The sequence below is a fragment of the Peptostreptococcus equinus genome (assembly GCF_027125355.1).
Taxonomy (GTDB): domain Bacteria; phylum Bacillota; class Clostridia; order Peptostreptococcales; family Peptostreptococcaceae; genus Peptostreptococcus; species Peptostreptococcus equinus.
In genome coordinates, this window is sequence record NZ_CP114052.1 from 233,571 (window position 1) to 250,462 (window position 16,892).

Below are 16,892 nucleotides of genomic sequence, written 5' to 3' on the forward strand. Positions count from 1 at the left end.
GTACTTAGTGAAAAATATGAGTGCTGTTTTTTAAAATTTTTTATTAATTTTTAATTATATATATTTAATAGAGTTTTATAAGGTTATTTTAGTAGTGCTGATGCGATTTCTTTTGCCTTTTCTAAATCTTCTTCTCTTGGATTCCAATTTACTCTAATATTTTCATCCACTACCTCAAATCCAGCATCTTTTAAGCTTTTCTGAAGAACTTTCACACTTTCTCCGGACCATCCGTAGCAACCAAATGCTGCTGCTTTTTTGTTTTGGAACTTCAATTCTTTTAAGAAATGTATCCAACCTGATACGCTGCTGAGAATATCATTTCCAACTGTAGGAGAGCCAAGTGCTATGGATTTTGATTTGAACACCTCTGTCATTATTTCATTTTTATCATACTTTGAAATATTGAAAGTTTTTACTCTAGTGTTTGGCGATTGCACAGCTATTTCGGATGCAATCCTTCTGGCTATTTGAGCTGTACCCTCCCACATTGTATCGTAGATAACTGTTACCTGATCTTCTTGATAAGAAGCAGCCCACTTGGCATATAATTCTACTATCTGAAGAGGATTTTCTCTCCAGATTACGCCATGGCTAGGAGCAATAATATCAATAGGAAGATTTAGAGCAACAATTTCATCGATTTTCTTTGAAACTAGTTTAGAAAATGGATTTAAAATATTGGCATAATATTTCATAGCTTCTTTGAATAATAGGCATTGATCTGCTTTGTCATTGAATAATTCTTCTGCTGCAAAGTGTTGACCAAAAGCATCATTTGAGAATAAAATGTTATCTCCAGTCATATATGTAGCCATTGAATCTGGCCAGTGAAGCATCTTCATTTCAACAAAAATCAATTCTTTTCCATTACCTATATCTAGTTTATCCCCAGTCTTAACTACATTGAAATTCCATTTTTTATGGTATTGTCCTGTTAAGCTTTTTACTGCATTTGCGGTACAATAGATAGGAGTATCAGGAATTTCTTCCATAAGTGCTGGAAGAGCACCTGAATGGTCAACTTCACCATGGTTTATAATGATATAGTCTATATCTTTCAAATTTATCTCTTGCTTTAAATTTTTTACAAATGTATCATCATGTGGCTTCCATACAGTGTCAATTAAAACATTTTTTCCTTCTTTAATTAGATAGGCGTTTTGGCTTGAACCATTCATAACGCTATAGTCATCTCCGTGGAAAGTTTCCAAATCCCAATCAATAAAACCTACCCAGTTTACATTGTTTTTTACTAATTTTTTCATAATAAATTCATCCTTTCTTAAATAAATTTTATCTTTGTTTTTGCCACTTTACCAACTAAAGTTTTATTATTTAATTGCTATTATTAATTTCAACGATACTTATTTACTTCTTTCTTTATCCTAATTAGATTCTAGCAAAATAATAAAAATAAAGATGTGATCTAAATCAATTTTCATAGAAAATATCAAATAATTTTTTACGGTTTATTATCTCTAATTTCTTTTGTCCAGTTCTTTTTATCACATTGTCTTTTTGCAAATCTCTAAGCTTCCTGCTAACAGTTTCTCTTCTTAAATTTGTGCTGGCAGCTATATCATCTACTGTGAGACTAATGGGCTTTCCATTTAATCTTTGATCTCTTTCAAGTATAAAAGTTACAATTCTTTTATATGCACTACTGGACATCAAAAGATTTATTTTGTCATTACTAGTAGTTAATTTCTTACATAATAGTTCGACGAAAGAAACGGCAAACTGACTATTTTCGTATACTAAATCTAATATTTGTTTTTTTGATATTTGGCAAAATTTACTATGACTTAGTGTTTCAACATTATAGTCAAATAATTCTTTTTGCATAAAAGAATCTTCGCCTATAGTATCTCCACTTATTAATATATCTAGAATATATTCCTTTCCTTCTGAATCAAACTTATTTAGTTTTACCTTACCCTCCCTTATTATTAGCATATGTTCAGCTTTTTGGCCTTCTCTTATAATGATTTGGTTTGCGTTGGCCTCAAAATGTGTAACATTAGAAACAATATGAGCTTGAACTTCCATTGGTAAATCTTTGAATAAATTTATAGAACTTGTACAGAAAGCAATTTTATTAGAACATGAATTACATGAGCATGACATATTATTTTCTCCTTTTTCAATTTACTATTCTTATGATTTACTTTCAAAATTATAGTATCGTAGTTGATACTTTTTTATAATTTAACTGACATTAACAATGTAGTATTAGATTAGTTTTTGAATTTATTATATTTTATATTATAGTATATATTTAAAGTTAGTTTTAGGCAATTTTTTAGATGATAATAAAATATTAAAAATAATCGTAAAACTTGGAAATTACATTTAAGACAAGCTTTTTAGAACATGAGTTTATATACTAAAAATTATGTATATGTTATACTAAAAGGTATAATTGAAATTTAAATAGGAGTGTTAGATGAAGTTAATTGCAGGAAGTAGAGGAAGCAGATTAGCCCTAGTTCAGACAAAATCTGTCATTAAAAAAATAAAAAGTATTTATCCGGATATTGATGTTGATATAAAAGTGATAAAGACTAAGGGAGATAAAATATTAGACAAGGCTTTAGACAAAATTGGAGATAAAGGTTTATTTGTATCAGAAATAGAAAGACAGCTACTTTCAAAAGATATAGATTTTGCTGTACATAGTCTAAAAGATATGCCATCACAATTAATGGAGGGATTAAAACTAACAAAATCTCCGAAAAGAGCAGACTCAAGAGATGTTATAATTTTGAATAGTAAATATGATAAACAAGAAGATATAATTGGATGGATAAGAAATTCTAAAAATATCAAAATAGGAACTTCAAGTAAGAGAAGATCTGCACAGCTTATGGAAATAAACTCTGATTTAGATATTGTACCCATTAGGGGAAATATAGATACTAGAATTGAAAAAATAGAAAAAGAAAATTTAGATGCTATAGTTTTAGCTGCAGCTGCTATGCAAAGACTAAATATAAGTGGAGAAAATATTTATTACTTTGATAAGGAAGAATTTATACCAGCACCAGCACAAGGTGCATTAGCTATTGAAATTAGAAAAGAAGATTCTAAATTAGAAGAAATATTTGAACAAATAAGTCATAAAAAGAGTAATTTTGAAATATCAGCAGAGAGAAGTTTTTTATATTCTATAAATGGATCATGTCATGTACCAGTTGGAGCTGTAACTATATGGAGAGAAAAATCTATTGAACTAAAAGCAATATTTGGTGATGAAGATATAACTAAATTAGAAATAGATAGCATATCAATAGAACTTGATAATGATTACTTAGAAAATAATTATGAAAAAATATATAATAATTTAGATTTGGCAGAAAAAATGGGTAGAGATTTGGCATCCAAATTGTCAAATAAATTTTAATTAATAGGTGATTATATGAAAAAATGTAATGTGTTTTTAGTTGGGGCAGGGCCTGGAGATAAGTCTCTATTAACAGTCAAGGCTTTGAATTTAATAAAAAGGGCCGATGTTATAATTTATGATAAATTAGTAGATAAAGATATTTTAAAAGATGTAAAAGAAAACTGTGAAATGATTTATGTAGGAAAAGATGCCTATAAACATACCATGAAACAAGAGGATATTAATGATTTAATATATCAAAAATCAAAAGAAAGTATGGTTGTGCGTTTAAAGGGAGGAGATCCTTATGTATTTGGAAGAGGTGGAGAAGAGGCTCTATATTTAGTAGATAAAGGTGTCAGTTTTGAAGTAGTCCCAGGCATATCATCCTCAATTGGTGGACTTACTTATGCAGGTATACCTATTACTCATAGAGGACTTTCTCAATCATTTCATGTGATAACAGGCAATGCTAGAAATAATCAAGAGACTGATACAGATTGGAAATCTCTTGCAAAAATTGAAGGAACGCTAGTATTTTTAATGGGTATTGGAAATATAGAAAAAATACAAGATAACCTAATAGCTAATGGAAAAAGTCCTGATGAAAAAGTGGCCTTTATTTCAATGGCGACTAGGTATAATCAGAAGACCTATACTTGCAAATTAAAAGAAGCTAAAAATTGTGTAAATTTAAATAACATTAAAGCACCCTCTTTAATTGTTATAGGAGAGGTGGTTGATTTACATGATAAATTAAACTTCTTTGAAAGTAGAGAATTATATGGAAAAACAGTGTTAGTGACAAGAACTAGGTCAAAAAACTCTGAGTATAGGCAAATCTTGGAAGAATATGGAGCTAGAGTATTTGAAGTTCCAACAATAAAGGTAGCTAAGAAAAAAGAATCAGAGGAGATTTTGATAAAATATTTAAAAAATAAAATCTATGATTATATAGCATTTACAAGTCATAACTCTGTTAAGTATTTTTTTGAAATCTTGCTTGATAAAAAATTTGATTTCAGAGAGTTGAGAGGAATAAAAATAGGAAGCATAGGTCCAGCAACAGAAAAAGAACTTAATAAATATGGGATTTTTTCAGACGTGATGCCTAAAAATTTTACAGGAAAAGATTTGGCTTTTGATATACATAAAGAGATTGAAGAGAATAAAATAAGAGATTGTAAAATATTATATCCATGCTCAGAAATATCAACTGACAACTTTACATCAGTGTTTGATTGTAGCGTTCAAATAGATAGGATAGAGGTATATACAAATTCTGTAAATACAAACAGTAGGGATTATTTGATAGATGTATTAGAAAATGAAAATGTAGACTATATCAGCTTTACCAGCTCATCGACTTTTACGAACTTATACGAAATGCTAGGTAAAGAAAATGAATCTTATCTAAATAATATAAAGAAAGTATCAATAGGAGATATTACAAGTAATACAATAAAAAAAGCAGGTTTTGAAATAGAACTACAAGCTCAAAAAGCCAGCATAGAATCCATGGTTGAAAAAATAATAGAAGATGCTAAGAAAGATAGGTAAAAATAAATATAATTATATATATAAAATATGAATTTAATTTAGAACAAGAAAAAATTGAAAATTAATATAGAGAGGGGATGAGCTTATGTTTTTTCCAATAATGATTGACATTGAAAATATGAATATAATCATAGTAGGCGGGGGAAAAATAGGATATAAAAAAGCAAAATTCATATCTCAGTTAGGCAAAAAAGTAAAAGTGATTTCTAAAGAGTTTTGTTCAGATTTTAATAAGAATGAGTTTGAAGTTGAATTAGTAAAGAAAGAATTTCAGATGTCTGACTTAGAAGAGGCTGATATAGTATATGCGGCACTTGACAATTCAAAACTAAATACAGACATAGCAAATTATTGTAAAATAAATAGGATACTAGTAAACTCAGTAGATGATAGAAAAAAATCTAATTTTATAAATACAGGTTTTTTCACGGAAAAAATAGAGGATACAGATGTAATGGTATCTGTATCTACATTTGGAAATAATTGTAAGATGGCTAGAGATTTGAGAGATGAATTAAAAGCTTATTTGGAGGATTAAAATGAATATAGATGATTTAAATCCAGCCCAAAAACAGGCAGTAGAAAAAACTGAAGGTCCAGTTTTAATACTAGCAGGTGCGGGATCAGGAAAGACAAAAGTACTAACAACAAGAATAGCATACTTAGTTGAAGACAAAAATGTAAATCCAACTAATATTTTAGCTATTACATTTACCAATAAAGCAGCAAATGAAATGAGAGAAAGAGTACAAAATATTGTTGGAGAAAATTCTCAGGATATGTGGATATCAACTTTCCATTCTTGTTGCGTAAAAATATTAAGAAAAGATATTAATAAGATAGGATATAATAGAAGCTTTGTTATATATGATTCTGCGGACCAATTGACGCTGATAAAAGAGTGTATGAAAGAACTTGATTTAAGCGACAAAAAATTTGAACCAAAATCAATAATATCATATATATCATCAGCAAAAGATAAACTTCAGAGTCCAGCAGAATTTGCAAGAATGGCATCAGGTGATTTGTGGCTTTCTCAAATAGCAGAAGTTTATGCTATATATCAAGATAGACTTCAGAGAAATAGTGCTCTTGACTTTGATGATTTAATTTACAAGACAGTAGAACTTCTAAAAGAAAATGAAGATGTACTTAATTTTTATAGAGGAAGATTCAAATATATTATGGTAGATGAATATCAGGATACCTCAAAAGCTCAGTATGAATTAATAAAGATGTTGGCACTAGGACATCAAAATATATGTGTTGTTGGAGATGATGACCAAAGTATATATGGATGGAGAGGTGCTGATATTAGAAATATTCTAGAATTTGAAAAAGATTATGATGATGTTTTCGTAGTTAAACTAGAACAAAATTATAGATCTACTCAGACAATACTAGATACAGCAAACCATTTGATTGCAAATAATGTAGAAAGAAAGAAAAAGAGTCTTTGGAGTGATAGAAAAGAAGGAAATCTAGTAAAAGTCAAGCTTTTAAGATCGGAAGTAGAAGAAGCAAATTATGTTGTTAATGAGATTTATGAAAATGCAACAAAATCAGGTAGACCATATTCAGACTATGCTGTACTTTATAGGGCTAATGCACAGGCAAGAGCAGTAGAAGATGCTTTAAATAGATTCCAAATACCATATAATATTTACGGTGGCACCAAGTTCTATGAAAGAAAAGAAATCAAGGATTTGATGGCTTATCTCAGAGTTATAGTGAATCCTCAGGATGATATAGCTATAAAAAGAATAATTAATATACCAAAAAGATCTATAGGACTTAGAACTATAGAAAAACTTGAAGACAGAGCAAATCTTATGAAAGAAAGTCTATATTCGGTGCTTTTAGATGTAGATAATAATTCTGATATATCTACAAAGTCAAAAAAGGGTATAAATGAATTTGTAGATTTAATAGGTTTATTTAGAGCCTTGGAGCAAAATGAGTCTCCGAGTAAAATGGTAGAAAAAGTGCTAGATTTAACTGGTTATTTAGCTGAATTAGAAGCAATTGTAAACAAAAATCAATCCTTAGAAAACGGAAAGTCCCAAGAAGCACAGGATAGAATAGACAACTTAAAGGAATTTATTTCTATAGCACTTGAATATGAGAATTCTGATAAATTTGAAGATGAAGAAAAGACTTTGGGTAATTTTATAGCAAATATTTCCTTGGCAAGTGATGTAATAGATGAGGAAGAGGAAATAGGCATTGAAAAAGTATCATTAATGACAATGCATTCTTCAAAAGGTCTAGAATTTCCAGTCGTGTTCATTGTAGGTATGGAAGAAAAAATATTCCCAATAGCTAGAGCAATATCAAGTATGGAAACAGCTGATATAGAAGAAGAAAGAAGGCTATGCTATGTTGGTATCACTAGAGCTATGAGAGAGCTATACCTAACATATACAGCGAGTAGAACCCTATATGGTAAAACTTCTATTAACCTAAAATCTAGATTTTTAGGTGAACTTCCAGATGAGACTATAGAGATTTTAGATACACCAGTAAAAGCGACACCATATGGAAATGCAGATTATAGCCTACTTAAAAAATATTCAGACAAATATAAGACAAATATGAATATTGATAGAGCTAAAAAAGTTGGCGCAAAAATAATTGAAAAACCAGTAAAGGGTGAAGGTGCAGGATATGATTCCTATAATTCTGAAGAAATTCCAAAAGTGAAGATAGGATCTAAAATCGAACATCCTACTTTTGGAGAGGGTTCAATAATTTCAAAAGCGGGAGCAGAAGTAACAGTAGCATTTAATAAAAAAGGCGTAAAAAAGATAAACCTAGAATATACCACAATAAAAGTTTTAAAGTATTAAGGAGGTCTTATGAAAGAAATAGAAAATGTCGATAACAGATGCTTGGATAAGGACTGTGCATTAAGATTGGTAGATTTTATAAATCTAAGTCCAAGTATGTATAATGCTATAGATAATTTAATAGATTTTCTAAGAGAGTACGGTTATAAGGAAATAGACTTAAAAAATAAAATTTCTATGCAAGTCGGTGGAAATTATTATATATCTTTAGGTTCATCTGGATTGATTGCGTTTTCAATAAAGTGTGATGAAATTGAGACTAAGGGCTTAAAAATAATAGGTAGTCATAGTGATTCGCCTTGCTTTAGGATTAAACCAAATCCTGAAGTAAAAGTAGGAGATTATATTAAATTAAACGTAGAACCTTATGGTGGAATGATAGATAGTACATGGCTAGATAGACCACTAGGAATAGCTGGTAGAGTATTTATAAGAAATAAAGAGCATATATTTAAGCCTAAAGAATTTGTAGTAGATAGTAAAAGAGCAGAATGTATAATTCCAAATTTAGCTATACACATGAATAGACAAGTAAATGATGGGCATGCTTATAATAAACAAAATGAACTTATGCCACTTGTGCTTTCAACAATGAAAGATGTTGAAGAATCCTATATTAATACTTTATGTGTAGAATTAATTGAAAGAGATTATAATATAAAAATTGAAAAAGAAGATATATTGGATTTTGACTTATATCTATATGAATATGAAAAAGCATCATTGGTCGGAGCAAAGGGTGAATTTATATCTTCTGGAAGATTAGATAATTTATCTTCTGCTTACGCAAGTATAGAAGCGTTGATAGACACTACTAGAGATTCTAGTTCAGCTATAAATATGGCTGTAGTATTTAATAATGAAGAGGTAGGAAGTCTTTCAAAAGAAGGAGCAGATTCCAGAACCTTGGAAAATATAATAGAAAGAATATGTATTGGACTAGGTAAAAGTAGAGAAGAAATGTTAATGGCTATTGAAAATTCATTTATGCTTTCAGCTGATCTCGCTCATGCTGTACATCCAAATTATAAAGACCAAGCAGATCCAACTAACAAACCGGAATTTGGAAAGGGCTTGGCAATAAAGATACATGCTGGTAAAGCATATGCTAGTGATGCACAATCAGTATCTGTATTTACTGATATTTGTAAACGTGCAGGAATAGAGTATCAGTTGTTCACTAATAGGTCTGATAAAAGAAGCGGATCCACAATAGGCTCAATAGTATCTTCAAAATTATCCATGCCAATAGTTGATTTTGGTATGCCGATATTAGCTATGCACTCTATTAGAGAACTAGCTATGGTAGAAGATTATAATAATTATAGACAGGCGATGAAAGAATTTTTTAGTATATAGTAAATAATAAAAGAGGCTGAATTTATCAGCCTCAATTTTTTATTCACTATACTCTTTCTGGTTCTGGATAATCTACTCCAAAAGTGTCTACAGTCATTTTCGCTATTTTCTGATCTTTTTTTGGTTTGTCTCCAAAGCTAGTTTTAGTATCAGCTATTTCGTCTACTATGTCCATTCCTTCGATAACTCTACCAAAACTTGCATACTGTCCATCAAGGTGTGGAGAGTTTTGATGCATAATGAAGAACTGAGAACCAGCTGAATTAGGATTCATAGCTCTTGCCATTGATAGAACACCTCTATCATGCTTTAGATTATTTGTAAATCCGTTCATAGTGAATTCACCAGCTATTGAATATCCTGGTCCACCCATACCATTACCATTTGGGCAACCACCCTGAATCATAAATCCTTTAATTACTCTGTGGAAGATTAGGCCGTCATAGTAACCTTTATTTACAAGTGATATAAAATTATTTACTGAATTTGGAGCTATATGAGGATAAAGTTCAGCTTTTATTATCCCTCCATTTTCCATTTCTATTGTTAGTATTGGATTATTTTCCATATTACACCTCTTTATCAATTAAAAATTTTCTACTACTGGAGTAAGATTTGGTACTATCTGTTTCTTTCTAGAAACAAGTTCTTCTACAAACACTCCTTGCTTTCCTTCAACCTTGAATGCATCTGCTACTACTTGGTCTGGAGCCTTATATAGTAAATAAGAACCTTCTTTGATTATATCTGTTATAGCTAAAAATAACATATCGTAATCAGTTCCATTGATATAAGATAAGAATTCATCCTGCTTTTCTAGTACAGAATCTATATCTAAAGTCATAACTTGACCTATTCCAACCTTTTTATTTCCCATTTGGAATGGCTTGAAGTCCATCTTTACTATTTCTTCTACAGAATATCCATCTAGTGAAGTTCCAGCCCTAAACATTTCCATGCCGTATTTTTCATAGTCAACTCCTGCTATTTTTGCTAATTCTTTACCAGCGTCAATATCAGCCTGTGTAGTTGTAGGAGATCTGAATATTAATGTATCTGAAAGAATAGCAGATAGCATTAGCCCAGCCATTGGTTTTGTAATTTCTATCTTATTTTCCTTATACATTGAGAATAATATTGTGTTTGTACACCCAACTGTTCTTAATGTCATGTTAAGTGGAGCAGATGTTATCATTCCGCCTAATTTGTGATGATCTACTATTTCAACTATTGTAGCATTTTCTAAACCATCTACACTTTGACCAAATTCATTATGGTCAACTATGCAACATTCGTCCTCTTCAGATACTGAAGAAATCATTTTTGGAGCTTCAACTCCAAAATAATTTAAAACAAATTGTGCTTCTTTTCTTAATTCACCTAAGCAACAAGCTTGTGCATCTATTCCTAGTGATTTTTTTAAATTAGTCATTACCAAAGATGAACAGATTGAATCTGTATCAGGACTCTTATGACCAAAAACTAATAAACTCATGTTTAACCCCTTTCAAATTACAATATTTTTTATTTAATTTATAATTTTTTTTTATATTCTAACCTTTATTATAACAAACTTTCTTCATAAATAAAAGAATTGCAAGCTTAATATAGTAATTATTATTGTTAATTAATAAATATAATATAGTTGCTACATTTATTGTATAATATAATAAGTTATATAGTTAATGGAGGAAATATGAAATATACAGCAGTAATAATAATGTTAATTACAGTAGTTGCTAGGATATTTGGATTTATTAGAGAGATTTTAATGTCAAATTTCTATGGAACATCACCTGTTACAGATGTAGTAGTAATTGCTCTGTCAGTACCAACTGTTATCTTAGCATTTATATCAAATAGTTTAAATACAAGTTTTATACCTAGCTATAGCTCTATTAGAAAAAATAGTGGAAGAACTATAGCAGATGGATTTACTTCGAATATAGCAAATGTAATAGCAATAATAAGTATAATAATATCTATATTAGGTATTATATTTGCAGAGCAAGTAGTTTTTGCATTGGCTTCTGGTTTTAAAGGTCAAACATTCGATTTGGCAGTGGACTTTGTTAGGATTGTGCTTGTGAGTGCAACAATAAATGTTGTAGCATCAATATATACGGGTTATTTGAATATACATAAATCCTATATAATACCTGCCACTAGATCAGTAATAGAAAATATAATTCTGATTATATTTACGTTTGTAAGTGTTTATACTAATGTATATATGTTGGCGGTGGGTATTTTGATTGCCACAGTAGTAGAAAATTTAATATTGATACCAGCATTAATAAAGGTAGGTTACAAGCACAGTTTTAAAATAGACTTACAAGATAAGAATATTAGATATATATTAATGCTTGCAGTTCCTTTGATGATAGGTATAGCAGTTGACCAAATAAACGTATTTGTTGATAAGACATTGGCATCACAAATAGCAGTAGGGGGTGTCGCAACTCTTAACTACGCTGATAGGATAAATGCTTTAGTATATATAGTTATTACATCAATAATTACGGTTTCTTATCCTGTTCTAAGCAAATTTGCTATCAATAAAGATATGGCAAATTTAAAAAAGAGTGTATTCAAATATGCACAGATAAATTTACTTTTTTGTATACCTATAGTTGTAGCCTTTATAATTTTTGGCAAATCCATAGTAGAAGTTATATATCAAAGAGGAGCATTTTCACATGATGATACTATTAAAGTTAGTGAATGCTTAGCATTTTTCTCATTTACAATGATTGGTGCATCTTTAAGAGAAATAGTAGCTAGGACTTTTTACTGCTTAGGAGATTCAAGAACACCAGTTAAAAATGGTATGTTAATGGTATTTATGAATGCGACATTTAGTATTTTCTTGGCTAGATTCATTGGACTAAAAGGAATTGCACTTGGAACATCTCTTGCTTCACTGATTGGTACATTAACACTTACAATATTATTAAGAAAGAAAATAGGAAAGTTAAACACTAAAGCATTTTTGAAAAATATTATAAAAATTTTATTTATTTCATTATCTGTCATAGGTATAGCTAAATTGGGATTCAATGAAATAAAATACATATTAGAAACTGATAAAGCATTATTTTTAACAGCACTAATCGCAAGTGTAGTGTATTTTGCTCTAATAATAGTTGCTAATATATCAGATTCAAAGAATATTTTTAAAAATTTTATATATAGGATAAAAAATAAAATTTAAGTATAAAAATATTTGGGAGGTATTGATGGAAGATAAAATTTTAAAGAACAAAGAGTATAATAAAGAAAAAATTAAAAATAATATAAAAAATATGAATCAAATAAATATAAAAGAAATAGATAAACAAGTAATAAAAATAAATTATCAAAAAGAATTAGAAAAAATAATTAAATATAATGAAGCTAATAATATTGTTCCAACTTTATTGCTTCATAGCTGTTGTGGACCTTGTAGTTCGTATGTACTAGAGTATTTATCACAGTATTTTAAGATAAAAGTATTTTACTACAACCCTAATATTTATCCATCTGATGAGTATTGGTATAGGGTGGATGAACAACAGAAGATAATAGATTTGACTGATTCAAAATATCCTATAGATATGGTGTGTGGTAAATATGATACTGATAGATTTTATAAAATGGCCGAAGGTATGGAAGATATTCCTGAGGGAGGAGCAAGATGTCACAAGTGTTATGAGCTAAGGCTCAAAGAAGCTGCCATGATTTCGAAAAAAGAAGGATTTGATTACTTTACGACAACTCTAAGCATCAGCCCTCATAAAAACTCTCAAGTTCTTAATAAAATAGGTGAAAAAGTAGGTAAAGAAATAGGTGTAAGGCATTTACCATCAGATTTTAAAAAGAATAACGGATACAAGCGTTCATGTCAGATTACACAAGAATATAATTTATACAGGCAGGACTATTGTGGATGTGAATTCTCAAAAAGGGAATCTGAAATGAGACAAATAAAAAAAGAAAAAAAAGAATTAAGAGAATATATGAAAGATATAGGTAAGAATCTAGAATTATCATATATGGAAGAGGCAGATAAGATAATTTCACAAAAATTATTTGAAAGTGAGGCATATAAATCTTCTAAAGTAATATTTACATATATTGGTGAATATCCTGAAATAAATACAAAGCCAATAATAGAAAAAGCCTTGAATGATAAAAAAATTGTGTGTGTACCATATTGTGTAGACAAGGAAAAAATGCAAGCATATCAAATTAATTCCTTAGAGGAACTGCACCTTGGGAAATTCAACATTTTAGAACCTGATATAGATAAAGCAAAGCATATATCTATTGATAAAATTGATTTTATGATAATACCTTGCTCTACAGCAAATCTAATGGGTCATAGATTGGGATTTGGTGGAGGTTATTATGATAGATATATAAAAAATAGTCATGCCTATAAGGTATTACTTATTAGAAAAAAGCAAATAAGCGAAGATATACCTAGGGAAAAACATGATATAATTATAGAAAATGTAATAAGCGAGTAAATTAATTTATTATATAAAAAAGAAAAAGGAGGATTTTATGATAAATATTGAAGGATTGACGAAAGAGTATGGAACTAAAAAAGCTTTGGATAATTTAAATCTCACAATTAATGATGGAGAGATATTTGGATTAATTGGACATAATGGTGCAGGTAAATCTACAACTATAAAATCGCTAGTCAGTATAATAGAGCCAACATATGGAAATATATTTTTTGATGGCAAAAATTTAAAAGAAAATAGACTAGAAATAAAGAAAAAAATTGGATATGTATCGGACACACCAGATTTATTTTTAAAGATGCCAGTTTTATATTTTTGGAGATTTATTGCTGATGTATATGAAATACCTGAAGCTGTTAGGGAAGAAAGATTAGAGTATCTATGTAAAATATTTTCATTGGAAGATAGCTATGAAAAAACTATAGAGGAATTTTCTCATGGTATGAGACAAAAAGCCTTTATTATTGCAGCTTTATTATCAGATCCAGATATATGGATTTTAGATGAACCTATGACAGGCCTTGATCCTCAATCTGCATATAATCTAAAAGAGCTCATGAGAGAGCATACTAAAAAAGGAAAAACCGTATTATTTTCAACACATGTATTAGAGGTGGCAGAACAAATATGTAATAGAATAGGTATTTTGAGCAAGGGTAGGTTAATTTTTGTTGGAACTATGGAAGAGTTAAAAAACCTTCATCCAAATCAAACTTTAGAGAAAATCTATCTAGATATGGTGAATTCAGATAATAGAATAGATCAATCATTGGTATAGGTTGGTGGCTACTATGAAAAAAATATTTAAATCAAATCCTATATCGGAATATCTTTTTAATATAAACCTTATATATGCCAATATCACATATGTAAGTGCTATGAGAAAAAAAGAGAAATTTAAAAAAGATCCAGAAATTTTAATAAAATCCTTAAAAAATAGAATTTTATTTTTCATGCCTTTGTTTATGTTTTTTATATACACACTAATATTTTTACCATTTGATTTCTCGAAGTTTCCATATTTATTAGATGTATCTATAGCATTTTTTATTGTATTGAATTTGCTTCAAACATTTACTTATTTTTATAATGTCTTTTATGAAAGTAAGGATGTAGAAAATTATATGTCTATGCCTATATCTGAAAAAGATGTTTTTAAATCAAAATTAGTTGTGGTTACAATTTCAACTATACAATTATTAGTTCCAATAATATCTATGTATTTGATTTATTACTTTAGATCAGGATATGGACTGATTGCAATTGTATTTGCGGTTTTTGATTTTCTATTATCTTTAGGAATAGTGATAGCCATAAATATGGTATTTATACAGCTTTTGGCAAAATCAGCTGTTCTTTCAAAAATGAGAAATAAGATAGTAACTATAATAAGTGCAATAGCCATGATAATGAATGTTGCTTTTATATTATTATTTCAGAATTATTCATATGATTTATCGCAAAAAGCTGTAGCTAGTAAGGTGAAAATATATGGACCATTGACAGAAATCTACAAAAGCAATTTAAAGCATTTTTTATTAATAGTTATTTTGTTCGTAATTTTGTATTTAATATATCAATTTATAATGTCAAATATAAATGGAAAATTTTACTCATATTTACAATCCCTACAAAGTACTGATTTTACAAATAATAAAAAACATAAGGATTTTAAAAACAGCATACAAGGAAAAAATAAAGATAAAAATATAATGGCAAAGACCAAGGATTTTGATATTAGGGGTTTTATGAAAGCAAGGTCAAATTTTAAGAATTTATTTGAGTACAATAAGTCTCTAGTATCTGATTCAAAAGTAATTAATCAGTCTATAATAAGTGGAGGTATATTGCCTATAGTTATGATAATACCTGTTGTAATAAATCTAAGTAAAATGAAATTAGATTTATTATCTGATATCAATCAGTTGCTTATATCTTTTTCAATAGCATTTGCATTAGGTATTTTAAATAATATAAACTCTATATCATTACCTGCTATAATGATATCTCTAGATAGAGAAAATTATGATTATATAAAATCATTGCCGGTAGATATGAGAAAGTATTTATTAAATAAATATATTATTTCATCTACTGTGAGTTTGATTTTTGGGGTAATAGCAATAGTAGGAGCCTTTATGTTTTTAAAAATTAATTCTATTTACATCATACTTGCACTATTTATATTTATTATTGTATCTATGTCAATGGCTGGAAATTGGATAATTTATGACTACAAACATACTTGGACTCAGTGGCAGAATATTAGTGATTTAGCAAGTAGAGTAAATAAATCTATTACAATGTTACTTATGTTTGTGGTGATATTCTTTATTATTATGATGGTAAGTATATTATACTTTATTGCAGATTTTGGTTTACAGGGAATAGCCATAGGTATTTTAATAACACTTATACTATTGATTTCCTCAATTTCAGTAATTAGATTTATAAAATTTTTAAAAAGAATATAATAAAAATTAAAAAAAATTAAAGCCCATAATTATGGGCTTTAAATTTTTTTAACATATATATAAGAAGCTTTTATTTCTTCAACTTTAATTTTAGAACCATAGAACAGATCTTCTTTACTATAGACCTTGTATTCCTTATTATCAATTTTTGCAGACCCGCTATTGTGAAGATTGCTTATCATTACACCTTCTTTTCCAACTAATTCTTTTAGCTTTCCTCTTGATTTTCTGCCAAAGTATCTTACAGTAAATAATAAAGTTGTAATAATAAAATAATGTACTATTGCAACACGTGACCAGGGAGATAAACAAATGAATAAACACGAAGCACCTGTAAATGAATTATTTATGCCCATTGATTGTGTTTTGCCTGTAATAATTGCATCGCCATCTTTAGCTTCTAAAAAAGAAAAATAGAGAACAATTAAAAGTATAGCATACCAGATATAAATAAAGGGTGGCTTAAATCTGCCGATGGCAAAACCTTTAAAAAAATATATAAATACTAGACTTAAAATACTTGCAATTATCCAAAATATCAAATCACTTTTTAAATCATTTTCATCATACATAAGAACCTCCAAATTCAAAATGAATATTAAAAATATATTTATAAATTAGTATAATTATACAAGATAATAAAAAAATATTGTATAGGATTTTTATGCAATTTAATTAACTACTATATAAATTATATTTAAATTGTAGTAGAATATTATATGAGGAAAATTATTATTATAATCAAGTA

At 28.6% G+C, this 16,892-nt stretch carries 14 protein-coding genes; 9 read left to right on the forward strand and 5 right to left on the reverse strand.

What is annotated here, in order from left to right; genetic code table 11:
- Positions 1-83: 83 nt before the first annotated feature.
- Complete coding sequence (locus tag O0R46_RS01290) at positions 84-1,268, reverse strand: oxygen-binding di-iron domain-containing protein (RefSeq protein ID WP_269311804.1); 1,185 nt, start codon at positions 1,266-1,268, stop codon at positions 84-86.
- Between the two features lie 166 nt (positions 1,269-1,434).
- The gene (locus tag O0R46_RS01295) at positions 1,435-2,130 is read right to left on the reverse strand and encodes a Crp/Fnr family transcriptional regulator (RefSeq protein ID WP_269311805.1); all 696 of its coding nucleotides are present in this window, start codon (positions 2,128-2,130) and stop codon (positions 1,435-1,437) included.
- Between the two features lie 319 nt (positions 2,131-2,449).
- On the opposite strand from O0R46_RS01295, the gene hemC reads away from it, so the two are divergent.
- The 5 genes from hemC (at position 2,450) to O0R46_RS01320 (ending at position 9,156) form a co-directional block, all read left to right on the forward strand.
- Positions 2,450-3,406, forward strand: a complete 957-nt coding sequence (gene hemC, locus O0R46_RS01300) for a hydroxymethylbilane synthase (protein WP_269311806.1) — start codon at positions 2,450-2,452, stop codon at positions 3,404-3,406.
- Positions 3,407-3,421: 15 nt separating this feature from the next.
- Positions 3,422-4,948 (forward strand): uroporphyrinogen-III C-methyltransferase, encoded by a 1,527-nt coding sequence (gene cobA, locus O0R46_RS01305; RefSeq protein WP_269311807.1) that lies wholly within the window; start codon positions 3,422-3,424, stop codon positions 4,946-4,948.
- Between the two features lie 85 nt (positions 4,949-5,033).
- Positions 5,034-5,486, forward strand: a complete 453-nt coding sequence (locus O0R46_RS01310) for a precorrin-2 dehydrogenase/sirohydrochlorin ferrochelatase family protein (protein ID WP_269311808.1) — start codon at positions 5,034-5,036, stop codon at positions 5,484-5,486.
- 1 nt (position 5,487) lies between these two features.
- Complete coding sequence (locus O0R46_RS01315; RefSeq protein WP_269311809.1) at positions 5,488-7,797, forward strand: ATP-dependent helicase; 2,310 nt, start codon at positions 5,488-5,490, stop codon at positions 7,795-7,797.
- A gap of 9 nt (positions 7,798-7,806) precedes the next feature.
- Complete coding sequence (locus tag O0R46_RS01320) at positions 7,807-9,156, forward strand: M18 family aminopeptidase (protein WP_269311810.1); 1,350 nt, start codon at positions 7,807-7,809, stop codon at positions 9,154-9,156.
- Positions 9,157-9,202: 46 nt separating this feature from the next.
- On the opposite strand, the gene O0R46_RS01325 is transcribed toward O0R46_RS01320, so the two are convergent.
- Positions 9,203-9,724 carry a peptidylprolyl isomerase gene (locus O0R46_RS01325; RefSeq protein WP_269311811.1) on the reverse strand — a complete coding sequence of 174 codons (522 nt, stop codon included), beginning with the start codon at positions 9,722-9,724 and terminating at the stop codon, positions 9,203-9,205.
- Positions 9,725-9,742: 18 nt separating this feature from the next.
- On the reverse strand, positions 9,743-10,651 hold the full coding sequence (locus O0R46_RS01330; RefSeq protein WP_269311812.1) for a manganese-dependent inorganic pyrophosphatase: 909 nt from the start codon (positions 10,649-10,651) through the stop codon (positions 9,743-9,745).
- 201 nt (positions 10,652-10,852) lie between these two features.
- Between O0R46_RS01330 and murJ the strand changes: the two genes are divergently transcribed.
- Genes murJ through O0R46_RS01355 form a run of 4 tightly spaced genes read left to right on the forward strand, consistent with a single transcriptional unit; the run spans position 10,853 to position 16,144 of the window.
- Positions 10,853-12,370, forward strand: a complete 1,518-nt coding sequence (murJ, locus tag O0R46_RS01335; protein WP_269311813.1) for a murein biosynthesis integral membrane protein MurJ — start codon at positions 10,853-10,855, stop codon at positions 12,368-12,370.
- Positions 12,371-12,395: 25 nt separating this feature from the next.
- Positions 12,396-13,667 carry a 5-formyltetrahydrofolate cyclo-ligase gene (locus O0R46_RS10075; RefSeq protein WP_331275605.1) on the forward strand — a complete coding sequence of 424 codons (1,272 nt, stop codon included), beginning with the start codon at positions 12,396-12,398 and terminating at the stop codon, positions 13,665-13,667.
- A 37-nt stretch (positions 13,668-13,704) separates the two neighbouring features.
- A complete protein-coding gene (locus O0R46_RS01350; RefSeq protein ID WP_269311814.1) occupies positions 13,705-14,448 on the forward strand; it encodes an ABC transporter ATP-binding protein in 744 nt (247 codons plus the stop codon).
- Positions 14,449-14,461: 13 nt separating this feature from the next.
- Complete coding sequence (locus O0R46_RS01355; protein WP_269311815.1) at positions 14,462-16,144, forward strand: hypothetical protein; 1,683 nt, start codon at positions 14,462-14,464, stop codon at positions 16,142-16,144.
- Positions 16,145-16,182: 38 nt separating this feature from the next.
- Here O0R46_RS01355 and O0R46_RS01360 read toward each other — a convergent pair whose 3' ends face one another.
- Positions 16,183-16,716: an NfeD family protein gene (locus tag O0R46_RS01360; RefSeq protein ID WP_269311816.1), complete on the reverse strand. Its 534-nt coding sequence runs from the start codon at positions 16,714-16,716 to the stop codon at positions 16,183-16,185.
- Between the last annotated feature and the right edge of the window lie 176 nt (positions 16,717-16,892).

Coding starts and splice junctions, on each gene's coding strand:
- O0R46_RS01290 (WP_269311804.1), bottom strand. CDS start 1,268: ATGAAAAAATTAGTAAAAAACAATGTAAACTGGGTAGGTTTTATTGAT.
- O0R46_RS01295 (WP_269311805.1), bottom strand. CDS start 2,130: ATGTCATGCTCATGTAATTCATGTTCTAATAAAATTGCTTTCTGTACA.
- hemC (WP_269311806.1), top strand. CDS start 2,450: ATGAAGTTAATTGCAGGAAGTAGAGGAAGCAGATTAGCCCTAGTTCAG.
- cobA (WP_269311807.1), top strand. CDS start 3,422: ATGAAAAAATGTAATGTGTTTTTAGTTGGGGCAGGGCCTGGAGATAAG.
- O0R46_RS01310 (WP_269311808.1), top strand. CDS start 5,034: ATGTTTTTTCCAATAATGATTGACATTGAAAATATGAATATAATCATA.
- O0R46_RS01315 (WP_269311809.1), top strand. CDS start 5,488: ATGAATATAGATGATTTAAATCCAGCCCAAAAACAGGCAGTAGAAAAA.
- O0R46_RS01320 (WP_269311810.1), top strand. CDS start 7,807: ATGAAAGAAATAGAAAATGTCGATAACAGATGCTTGGATAAGGACTGT.
- O0R46_RS01325 (WP_269311811.1), bottom strand. CDS start 9,724: ATGGAAAATAATCCAATACTAACAATAGAAATGGAAAATGGAGGGATA.
- O0R46_RS01330 (WP_269311812.1), bottom strand. CDS start 10,651: ATGAGTTTATTAGTTTTTGGTCATAAGAGTCCTGATACAGATTCAATC.
- murJ (WP_269311813.1), top strand. CDS start 10,853: ATGAAATATACAGCAGTAATAATAATGTTAATTACAGTAGTTGCTAGG.
- O0R46_RS10075 (WP_331275605.1), top strand. CDS start 12,396: ATGGAAGATAAAATTTTAAAGAACAAAGAGTATAATAAAGAAAAAATT.
- O0R46_RS01350 (WP_269311814.1), top strand. CDS start 13,705: ATGATAAATATTGAAGGATTGACGAAAGAGTATGGAACTAAAAAAGCT.
- O0R46_RS01355 (WP_269311815.1), top strand. CDS start 14,462: ATGAAAAAAATATTTAAATCAAATCCTATATCGGAATATCTTTTTAAT.
- O0R46_RS01360 (WP_269311816.1), bottom strand. CDS start 16,716: ATGTATGATGAAAATGATTTAAAAAGTGATTTGATATTTTGGATAATT.